Origin of the sequence: Phytobacter sp. V69 (genome assembly GCF_965644215.1) — a bacterium.
GTDB lineage: Bacteria > Pseudomonadota > Gammaproteobacteria > Enterobacterales > Enterobacteriaceae > Phytobacter.
Window position 1 is genome coordinate 1 of the sequence record NZ_CBFFRL010000183.1, and the last position, 9,178, is coordinate 9,178.

11 protein-coding genes are annotated in these 9,178 nt (G+C 52.1%); 5 read left to right on the top strand and 6 right to left on the bottom strand.

The features are described 5' to 3' along the window. Nucleotides 1-353: 353 nt before the first annotated feature. A complete protein-coding gene (locus tag ACSZPU_RS20200) occupies nucleotides 354-902 on the top strand; it encodes a gamma carbonic anhydrase family protein (protein ID WP_499002493.1) in 549 nt (182 codons plus the stop codon). Here ACSZPU_RS20200 and ACSZPU_RS20205 read toward each other — a convergent pair. Genes ACSZPU_RS20205 through dprA form a run of 6 tightly spaced genes read right to left on the bottom strand, consistent with a single transcriptional unit; the run spans nucleotide 884 to nucleotide 4,676 of the window. Continuing rightward, nucleotides 884-1,141, bottom strand: coding sequence for a DUF1488 family protein (locus ACSZPU_RS20205; protein WP_499002495.1), 258 nt, complete (start codon nucleotides 1,139-1,141; stop codon nucleotides 884-886). The two genes, ACSZPU_RS20200 and ACSZPU_RS20205, sit on opposite strands and share 19 nt — an antisense overlap. Further along, complete coding sequence (gene aroE / locus ACSZPU_RS20210) at nucleotides 1,138-1,956, bottom strand: shikimate dehydrogenase (RefSeq protein WP_499002497.1); 819 nt, start codon at nucleotides 1,954-1,956, stop codon at nucleotides 1,138-1,140. Before aroE ends, ACSZPU_RS20205 begins: the two co-directional genes overlap by 4 nt. Before the next feature lie 4 nt (nucleotides 1,957-1,960). Beyond that, the gene (gene tsaC, locus ACSZPU_RS20215) at nucleotides 1,961-2,533 is read right to left on the bottom strand and encodes an L-threonylcarbamoyladenylate synthase type 1 TsaC (RefSeq protein WP_499002499.1); all 573 of its coding nucleotides are present in this window, start codon (nucleotides 2,531-2,533) and stop codon (nucleotides 1,961-1,963) included. Next, nucleotides 2,523-3,080, bottom strand: coding sequence for a DNA topoisomerase family protein (locus tag ACSZPU_RS20220; RefSeq protein ID WP_499002501.1), 558 nt, complete (start codon nucleotides 3,078-3,080; stop codon nucleotides 2,523-2,525). The genes tsaC and ACSZPU_RS20220 overlap by 11 nt, the downstream gene beginning before the upstream one ends. 26 nt (nucleotides 3,081-3,106) lie before the next feature. Further along, nucleotides 3,107-3,580: a DUF494 family protein Smg gene (smg, locus tag ACSZPU_RS20225; RefSeq protein ID WP_039076830.1), complete on the bottom strand. Its 474-nt coding sequence runs from the start codon at nucleotides 3,578-3,580 to the stop codon at nucleotides 3,107-3,109. Further along, nucleotides 3,552-4,676 (bottom strand): DNA-protecting protein DprA, encoded by a 1,125-nt coding sequence (gene dprA / locus ACSZPU_RS20230; protein ID WP_499002504.1) that lies wholly within the window; start codon nucleotides 4,674-4,676, stop codon nucleotides 3,552-3,554. Before dprA ends, smg begins: the two co-directional genes overlap by 29 nt. Nucleotides 4,677-4,803: 127 nt before the next feature. Here dprA and def point away from each other — a divergent pair, with 127 nt between their 5' ends. The 4 genes from def to trkA are packed head-to-tail and all read left to right on the top strand — an operon-like array spanning nucleotide 4,804 to nucleotide 9,017. After that, the gene (def, locus tag ACSZPU_RS20235) at nucleotides 4,804-5,313 is read left to right on the top strand and encodes a peptide deformylase (RefSeq protein WP_499002507.1); all 510 of its coding nucleotides are present in this window, start codon (nucleotides 4,804-4,806) and stop codon (nucleotides 5,311-5,313) included. Nucleotides 5,314-5,327: 14 nt separating this feature from the next. Continuing rightward, nucleotides 5,328-6,275: a methionyl-tRNA formyltransferase gene (gene fmt, locus ACSZPU_RS20240; RefSeq protein ID WP_499002510.1), complete on the top strand. Its 948-nt coding sequence runs from the start codon at nucleotides 5,328-5,330 to the stop codon at nucleotides 6,273-6,275. Between the two features lie 53 nt (nucleotides 6,276-6,328). Next, nucleotides 6,329-7,618 carry a 16S rRNA (cytosine(967)-C(5))-methyltransferase RsmB gene (gene rsmB / locus ACSZPU_RS20245; RefSeq protein ID WP_499002511.1) on the top strand — a complete coding sequence of 430 codons (1,290 nt, stop codon included), beginning with the start codon at nucleotides 6,329-6,331 and terminating at the stop codon, nucleotides 7,616-7,618. Nucleotides 7,619-7,640: 22 nt separating this feature from the next. After that, nucleotides 7,641-9,017 (top strand): Trk system potassium transporter TrkA, encoded by a 1,377-nt coding sequence (gene trkA, locus ACSZPU_RS20250; RefSeq protein ID WP_499002514.1) that lies wholly within the window; start codon nucleotides 7,641-7,643, stop codon nucleotides 9,015-9,017. Nucleotides 9,018-9,178 lie beyond the last annotated feature (161 nt).

The window sequence follows — 9,178 nt, forward strand, 5'->3', positions numbered from 1 at the left end:
GTCTGATAAATTGTTAAAGAGCAGTTGCGACGCGCTTTAGCGCTTTGTCGCGAGGTGGCGTATATTACGCTTTCCTCTTTCAGAGTCAACCGTTTATTTTCAGGTTTTTCTCTTCAACCGAACCGGCTACTTAGTGTGAAGTGATTCACATCCGCCTTGTCGATGGAGGCGCATTATAGGGATCCAAACTTTTAGCACAAGCGTTTTTTGGATCTTTTTTTCTGACTGCTGCTTTTCCATTCTTTTCGTCCAGATCCCGTACGATCTGCTCACATTCTGATAAGTAAAAGGCTTGCACAAGGCCGCTATTGCTACCAAAGTCTTCTTCACACCCTGTTTTTGTTGAGGTAGCTATGTCCGCAGTTTTACGTCCTTATAGAAATGTGTATCCCCAGGTCGGTGAAAAAGTCATGGTCGATGCCACCAGCGTCGTTATCGGCGATGTGCGTATTGCCGCTGATGTCGGTATCTGGCCACTGGTTGTTATCCGTGGTGACGTCAACTATGTAGAGATAGGCGCGCGCAGCAATATCCAGGATGGCAGCGTATTACACGTCACGCACAAATCCTCTTACAACCCTGAAGGCAACCCGCTGATCATTGGTGAAGACGTAACGGTAGGACACAAGGTGATGCTGCATGGCTGCACTATCGGTAACCGCGTTCTGGTCGGAATGGGATCCATTTTATTAGATGGCGTGGTTATCGAGGATGACGTGATGATTGGCGCGGGCAGCCTGGTTCCACAGAATAAGCGCCTTGAAAGCGGTTATCTTTACCTTGGCAGCCCGGTAAAACAGATCCGCCCGCTAAAAGAAGAAGAGATCGCAGGATTAACGTACTCGGCGAACAACTATGTGAAATGGAAAGATGAATATCTGGCTCAGGATAACCAGATATAACCTTGTTCGTCTTCCTGCTGCTCGCGGATCAACTGCTCGGCTTCATCTTCCAAATCCCAGCGGTTTTCACAGAACAACGCCAGCCACTGCGCTGGCGAATCGCCCCCAAACCGTTCCGCCAGAATTTCTCCAGGTAAGACGCAGGTTAACTGCATACCGTTGACCAGGGCAGGAAAGCAAACCGCCTGCTGTGCATCGCTCCATTCTTCCCTGTCGGGAAACTGAATAGCCTGATTCATGCCGACAGTTCTCGCTGGAGCTGTTTAATGACGGTTTCTATATCTGGCAAAACCCCATGCCACAACAGCACCGAATGCGCGGCTTGCCCCACCAGCATTCCCAAACCATCGGCACATCTCTGCGCGCCATGCTGCTGACACCAGGCAATGAAAGGCGTACAGCCTTTCTGATAGAACATGTCATAGCAATAAAGATCCGCGTGGACGAGAGATTCCGGTAACTCAGGAATCCCCCCGTCAATACCGCTGGATGTGGCGTTAATGATGAGGTCAAACTCATGGCCTGCCAGCTCGGATAATGCAAACGCATTCACGCTCCCGGTATGTGCAAAGAGCGTCGCTAATTCCTGCGCACGCGCCAACGTCCGGTTTGTTATCGTCACTGCGCAATCCAGTGAAAGGAGAGGTAGCAGTACGCCGCGCGCGGCACCGCCCGCACCAATCAGAAGAATGCGAAAACCAGGCTTAATAAATGACAATCGCTCCAGATCACTCAATAAACCAATACCGTCAGTGTTGTCACCCAGCAAGCGCCCATCTTCGAGACGCTTTAATGTATTTACCGCCCCGGCAAGCGCGGCACGTTCGGTGAGTTCATCCGCCCGGCTGAAGGCTTCCTCTTTAAAAGGCACGGTAATATTGGCGCCTTTCCCCCCCGCTGCAAAGAAAGCTTCAAGCGTATTCACAAAATCATCCATCGGCGCCAGTACGCGACCATAGGGATGTTCGATCTTTAACTGAACCGCGAATTGCGCGTGAATGAACGGCGATTTGCTATGTGCAATTGGATTACCAAATACAGCGTAGGATTCCATAGAATTAACCTTGACGGAAAAGTTCGCCGGTGAGGGCATCGCGAATTTCAGACGGATTCTGGCGACCACCAGTGTTACCTTCCAGGACCGGGAAATCGGCACCAAATTGCTGGCGTACTTCGTCATCCGTTCGGCAGGGGAGTAAACCGGTTAAGTTCGCGCTGGTTGATACCAGCGGTTTGCCATATGCCTCACAGAGCGCAATCACCTGCGGGTGATCGGTAACGCGGACAGCCAGGGAATCGAAACGCCCGGTCAACCAGCGCGGCGTGGTAGCTTTGGCCGGAAAGACAAATGTGACGGGTCCTGGCCAACAGGCAAAAATGGCCTGCCGCTGGGCTTCACTCAACATGCTGTCGTCTATATATGGCTTTAGTTGCTCGAAATGCGCGGCGATCAGGATAAGTCCTTTCTCGACCGGACGTTGTTTCAACTCAAGCAGACGGTTTACGGCAATCTCGCTGTCCGGGTCACACCCGACACCGAAAACAGCCTCTGTGGGATATGCGATGACGTTTTTATTTTTCAGGACCTCCACCGCAGCAGCGATGGGATCCAAATGCAGGTTATTCTTCACGGGTCTGTTCCGCCGTTACCGGCTTTCCACATTGTTTACTGGCGCAGAAACATCTGATGCCTTGCGCCGTTTTTTTCTCAATAAGTAGCGGGTAGTGGCATGTTGGACACTCCCCAGCCACAGGTTTGAAATTGATGACGAACTGGCAATCGGGGTAACGATCGCAGGAGTGAAAGGTTTTCCCAAATCGCGATCGCCGCTGGATCAAGTGCCCGGACTGACACTGTGGGCAAGTGATCGCGGTATCATCAGGTTTGTCGATTTGCTCAGTATGCTCGCACTCAGGATATTGGCTGCAGCCGATAAACATCCCAAACCGCCCCTGACGCAGTACCAGTACTGCACCACAAACAGGGCAATTTTGCCCTTCCAGAATTTTGACAACGTGCCCATCCGCCTGACTTTTCAGCGGACGAACATAATCGCATTCCGGATAATGAGAGCACCCGAGAAACGGACCATGCTTGCCGGAACGGATAACAAGTTCAGCCCCGCACTGTGGGCAGGGCTCGTTGTTACGCACCGTAAACAGTGCTGATTTGGCCATAAGGACTCTGGAAGCTGCAAAAATGATTAGTGCAGCATACCTTCATTCACTTCAAAGAGTAATTCTTCCATTTGCTGGTAGGCGTTTTCACACCCTGGAATATTAAACAGAACCATCAGAATAACCCATTTGAGGTCTTCCAGTTCGAATTCTGCCGTATCCAGCGCCAGCACACGTTCAATCACCATTTCACGTGTTTCGAGGTTTAGCACCTGAATCTGCTCCAGGAATAGTAAGAATCCCCGGCAACTGGCATCCAGCCGTTCACACTCTTCTGGCGTATAAATACGCACGGAGAGTGGGTCAGAAGCGAGCTGCATCGGTTCGGCGAGGCCTTCCTGATAGTCAGCAAGCTTTTCAAGCCACAGAAGCGCGTTGTAGATATCTTCACGATCAAAACCAGCGTCGGTAAGGTCCCGTTCCAGTTTGTCCTGATCCACTCGCATTTCAGCTTCGTTATGGATGTAAGTCTCAAACAAATACATTAGTACGTCGAACATGGCTTGCCCTCCTCAATCGGACATAGCCGCCGGGTACAGCTGCGATCCACCCTGCTAACTCCAGTTCAAGTAGCTGAGCCACGGTTACTGGCACAGGTTGGCCGGCACGTTCAGCGACGACGTCAACAGGTGTTACCTCATCTCCTACGTTAGCCAGGAGCTCGGGAAATGGCAATGCCACCTCTTCTTGATCTGGTGAATAAATTGAATTTTCGTTACCTGCTGGCAGCCAATGTAGCCCGTATTGCAAATTTTCCAGGATTTCTTCTGGCGAGGAGACCAGGAGCGCGCCCTGCTGTATCAACCAGTGGGGCCCTTCACTGCCTGGATTGCCTACCGGTCCGGGCAACGCAAAAACCTCTCGCCCCTGTTCCAGCGCACAGCGCGCGGTAACTAATGAACCGCTGCGTAAAGCGGCTTCGATAACCAGCACGCCACGACTAAGCCCACTAATAATGAGATTACGCCGCGGAAAATTACCCGGATAAGGCGTGGTTTTGAGGGAAAACTCCGAGACGAGCACCCCACCATTGGCGATGACATCGGCAGCGAGAGAAACATGGCGTCGTGGATACACAGTAAAAAGACCATGTCCCAGTACACCAATGGTTTTGCCCTGTGCGTTGAGTGCTGCGCGATGGGCCACACTGTCGATCCCAAGCGCCAGGCCACTGGTAATGGTCAACCCGCTTCGGGCCAATGTCTCACAAAACTGTGTTCCCCAGCGTTCGCCGTACCAGGAATGAGCACGACTGCCAACCACAGCAAGCTGCTGGCTCGCCAGTATGTCTGGATCACCTTTAATAAAAAGCGCCCCCGGGTAATCTGCAATCGCCCGTAATGGCTGAGGGTACTGCCGCTCGCAGGCCAGAATAAGGTGGTGTTGCGGCTGTTCGAGCCAAAGCAGGCTCTCCTCGATTTCCCGCGGACTCATTGCCAGAAAACGTCTGGCCTGATTTGTCGTTAGGCCACAAGATGTCAGAGCCTCAACATCAATCGCGCCGCTTTTCGTCAGGCACTGCGCCGCCCTGATCATGCCGTCGCCAAACAGATCGCCTGTATATATCAGGCGCAACCATATTTCCGTAGAAGTCATCTGCGTCCCAGCCATAAGTAGCTCGCCCAATCTTTGCGATTGGTCACCGATGCTGTCAATCGGGGGGGGATTTGTCTAGAATAGAGGGAATAATGTTTCTCACTCCTGAACACGACTCTGGATATTTATGGCAGTTTTGCAAGTGTTACATATTCCGGACGAGCGTCTTCGCAAAGTCGCTATGCCGGTAAAAGAAGTTAATGCAGAAATTCAGCGTATCGTCGACGATATGTTCGAGACGATGTACGCGGAAGAAGGTATCGGCCTGGCGGCAACTCAGGTAGATATTCATCAACGTATTATCGTTATTGATGTCTCGGAAGACCGCGCAGAGCAACTGGTGTTAATTAACCCAGAACTGCTGGAAAAAAGCGGCGAGACTGGAATTGAAGAAGGTTGCCTCTCTATTCCAGAACAGCGCGCACTTGTTCCGCGTGCTGAAAAAGTCAAAATTCGCGCGCTGAACCGCGAAGGTCAAACCTACGAGCTGGAAGCTGATGGCCTGTTGGCTATTTGTATCCAGCATGAAATGGATCACCTGGTCGGTAAATTGTTTATCGATTATCTGTCGCCGCTGAAGCAACAACGTATTCGCCAGAAAGTTGAAAAACTTGATCGTATGAAAGCGCGAGCTTAAGGATAAGAATCCACGTGTCAGATTCACTACGCATTATTTTTGCCGGCACACCTGATTTTGCAGCGCGTCACCTTGACGCGCTGCTCTCTTCTGAGCATCAGATTGTTGGCGTATTCACTCAGCCTGACCGCCCTGCCGGACGTGGCAAAAAATTGATGCCAGGCCCGGTCAAAGTTCTGGCAGAAGAGAGAGGGATTCCGGTATTTCAGCCCGTATCCCTTCGCCCGCAGGAAAATCAGCAGCTCGTTGCCGATTTGCAAGCTGACGTGATGGTGGTTGTTGCCTATGGCCTCATCCTGCCGAAAGCGGTTCTGGAGATGCCACGCCTGGGTTGTCTGAACGTGCACGGTTCTTTGCTCCCACGCTGGCGTGGCGCAGCACCAATTCAACGCTCTCTTTGGGCGGGCGATGCGGAAACCGGCGTTACTATCATGCAAATGGATGTCGGCCTGGACACGGGCGATATGCTTTATAAGCTCTCCTGCCCGATTACTGCCGAAGATACTAGTGCAACACTGTACGACAAGCTGGCACAACTTGGCCCGAAGGGGCTGCTTGAAACCCTGACGCAGATTGCAACCGGTACAGCAACGCCTGAGGTTCAGGACGAAACGCAGGTTACCTACGCCGAGAAGCTCAGCAAAGAAGAAGCACGCGTCGACTGGACGCTTAGCGCCGCAAAACTAGAGCGCTGCATCCGTGCGTTCACCCCGTGGCCAATGAGCTATATCGTCATTGATGACCAGCCTGTTAAGGTCTGGAAGGCGTCAGCAATAAACACTCAGATAAAAGCGGAACCCGGTACCATTATTGAAGCCAATAAACAGGGTATCCAGGTCGCAACGGCTGATGGCATTTTGAATCTTGAATCGCTACAGCCTGCGGGTAAAAAAGCGATGAGTGCGCAGGATCTGCTGAATTCACGCCGGGAGTGGTTCAAACCCGGAAACCGTCTACTCTGACGGTTCATATCTTTTAAAGCCCGGTGTCTCCGGGCATTTTTATTTTTGCGGTTATGAAAAAACATCTTAATTTACGCAGTATGGCGGCACAGGCCGTGGAACAGGTTGTCGAAAAGGGGCAGTCGTTAAGCAACGTCCTGCCCGCTTTGCAGCAAAAAGTCGCCGATAAAGACAAAGCACTGTTGCAGGAGCTGTGCTTCGGTGTGCTGCGCACGCTCTCCCAGTTGGAGTGGATGATTCAACAGCTGATGGAACGCCCAATAACGGGCAAACAGCGTACCGTACACTATCTGATTATGGTTGGCTTCTATCAGCTTCTGCATACCCGCATCCCACCACACGCGGCGCTGGCCGAGACGGTCGAAGGCGCAGTAGTTATCAAACGTCCTCAGCTTAAAGGTTTGATTAACGGGGTGTTACGCCAGTTCCAGCGTCGTCAGGAAGAGCTGCTGTCTGAGTTTTCCCAAAGCGAGCTGCGTTTTTTACACCCTTCCTGGCTGGTCAAACGCATCAAGAATGCCTGGCCGCAACATTGGGAAGCCATTCTTGAGGCCAACAATCAACGCCCGCCGATGTGGCTGCGCGTCAACCGTAACCACCATACCCGCGATGCCTGGTTAAACTTGCTGACCGAAGCCGGCATGACTGGTTTCCCACACCCGGATTATCCAGATGCCGTGCGTCTGGAAACGCCCGCATCGGTGTTGGCTTTACCAGGCTTCGAGCAGGGCTGGGTTACCGTACAGGATGCGTCAGCTCAGGGTTGCATGCGCTATCTGCAGCCTGAGAACGGTGAACAGATCCTCGATCTGTGCTGTGCGCCAGGGGGGAAAACCACCCATATTCTTGAAGTCGCTCCGCAGGCTAACGTACTGGCGGTCGATGTCGATGAAAAACGCCTGTCACGCGTTTATGACAACCTCAAACGTCTTGGTATGAAGGCGACCGTTAAGCAGGGTGATGGTCGCTATCCAGAACAATGGTGTGGCGAACAGCTGTTTGACCGCATTCTGCTGGATGCTCCTTGCTCAGCAACCGGGGTTATTCGTCGTCATCCGGATATCAAATGGCTGCGTCGTGACCGTGATATCAACGAACTCGCGCAGTTACAGGCAGAGATTCTTGATGCCATCTGGCCGCATCTCAAGCCTGGCGGGACGTTGGTGTATGCCACGTGCTCTATTTTGCCGGAAGAGAACAGCCAGCAAATTGCCGCGTTCCTTAAACGCACACCAGATGCTCACTTAAGCGTGACGGGAACGTCAGAGCAACCGGGCCAGCAGAATCTGCAAGGCGCCGAAGAAGGCGACGGCTTCTTTTACGCTAAGCTTTCCAAACAATGATTGGGATAACGGGTCGCAGCTGATGAAAATCATAATACTGGGCGCGGGACAAGTCGGCGGTACGCTGGCGGAAAATCTGGTCGGTGAGAATAATGACATCACCGTCGTGGATACTAACGGCGATCGTCTGCGCAGTTTGCAGGACAAGTTTGATTTACGCGTCGTCCAGGGGCATGGTTCGCACCCGCGCGTGCTGCGTGAAGCTGGGGCAGACGACGCAGATATGCTGGTTGCGGTAACCAGCTCGGATGAAACGAATATGGTTGCCTGCCAGGTGGCCTATTCGCTGTTTAATACGCCGAACCGTATTGCGCGTATCCGCTCACCGGACTACGTGCGCGATGCAGACAAGTTATTTCATTCCGAAGCCGTTCCTATCGACCACCTTATTGCCCCGGAACAGTTGGTTATCGACAGTCTTTATCGACTGATCGAATACCCAGGGGCACTGCAGGTCGTTAATTTCGCCGAAGGAAAAGTCAGCCTCGCCGTCGTCAAAGCCTATTATGGTGGGCCGCTGGTCGGCAACGCACTCTCGACCATGCGTGAACATATGCCGCATATCGACACTCGCGTCGCCGCAATTTTCCGTCATGACCGCCCCATTCGCCCGCAGGGCTCAACGATTGTTGAAGCCGGTGACGAAGTCTTCTTCATCGCCGCTTCACAGCATATTCGTGCCGTCATGAGTGAATTGCAGCGCCTGGAAAAACCCTATAAACGCATCATGCTGGTTGGTGGCGGGAATATCGGTGCCGGTTTGGCAATGCGTCTTGAAAAAGACTACAGCGTCAAACTGATCGAACGCGATCTACAACGCGCAGCAGAGCTGGCAGAAAAACTCCAGAACACCATTGTGTTTTATGGCGATGCATCCGATCAGGAGCTGCTGGCAGAAGAACACATCGATCGAATGGATCTGTTCATCGCCGTCACTAATGATGATGAAGCGAATATCATGTCCGCCATGTTGGCGAAGCGAATGGGTGCCAAAAAAGTAATGGTGCTGATTCAGCGTAAGGCGTATGTCGATCTGGTACAGGGTAGCGTGATCGATATTGCGATCTCGCCGCAGCAGGCCACCATTTCTGCGCTGCTGAGTCATGTGCGTAAAGCGGATATTGTCGGAGTCTCATCGCTGCGCCGTGGGGTTGCCGAAGCAATTGAAGCCGTGGCACACGGTGATGAGAGCACGTCGCGCGTAGTCGGACGTGTGATTGATGAAATTAAGCTGCCGCCTGGCACAATCATCGGTGCCGTCGTGCGGGGTAATGATGTCATGATCGCTAACGACAATCTGCGTATTGAACAAGGAGACCACGTCATTATGTTCCTTACTGATAAAAAATTTATTACCGATGTCGAGCGACTGTTCCAGCCCAGCCCCTTCTTCCTGTAATTATCGGGCGCCAAAACTGGCGCCTTTTATTTAACCCTGAATTTATTAATCTTAAAAAAATCCAGCAAATTTTTACCCTCAATGGTAAGCGTCTCATCCAGACCGTCTTTTATTTTTGCCCGTGTTTTCTACCATGGACACTTTCACGAACATGGACACTA

Bases quoted from the DNA above. Each gene is read 5' to 3' on its own strand.
- ACSZPU_RS20200 (WP_499002493.1), top strand. From the start codon at position 354: ATGTCCGCAGTTTTACGTCCTTATAGAAATGTGTATCCCCAGGTCGGT.
- ACSZPU_RS20205 (WP_499002495.1), bottom strand. From the start codon at position 1,141: ATGAATCAGGCTATTCAGTTTCCCGACAGGGAAGAATGGAGCGATGCA.
- aroE (WP_499002497.1), bottom strand. From the start codon at position 1,956: ATGGAATCCTACGCTGTATTTGGTAATCCAATTGCACATAGCAAATCG.
- ACSZPU_RS20220 (WP_499002501.1), bottom strand. From the start codon at position 3,080: ATGGCCAAATCAGCACTGTTTACGGTGCGTAACAACGAGCCCTGCCCA.
- smg (WP_039076830.1), bottom strand. From the start codon at position 3,580: ATGTTCGACGTACTAATGTATTTGTTTGAGACTTACATCCATAACGAA.
- dprA (WP_499002504.1), bottom strand. From the start codon at position 4,676: ATGACTTCTACGGAAATATGGTTGCGCCTGATATATACAGGCGATCTG.
- def (WP_499002507.1), top strand. From the start codon at position 4,804: ATGGCAGTTTTGCAAGTGTTACATATTCCGGACGAGCGTCTTCGCAAA.
- rsmB (WP_499002511.1), top strand. From the start codon at position 6,329: ATGAAAAAACATCTTAATTTACGCAGTATGGCGGCACAGGCCGTGGAA.
- trkA (WP_499002514.1), top strand. From the start codon at position 7,641: ATGAAAATCATAATACTGGGCGCGGGACAAGTCGGCGGTACGCTGGCG.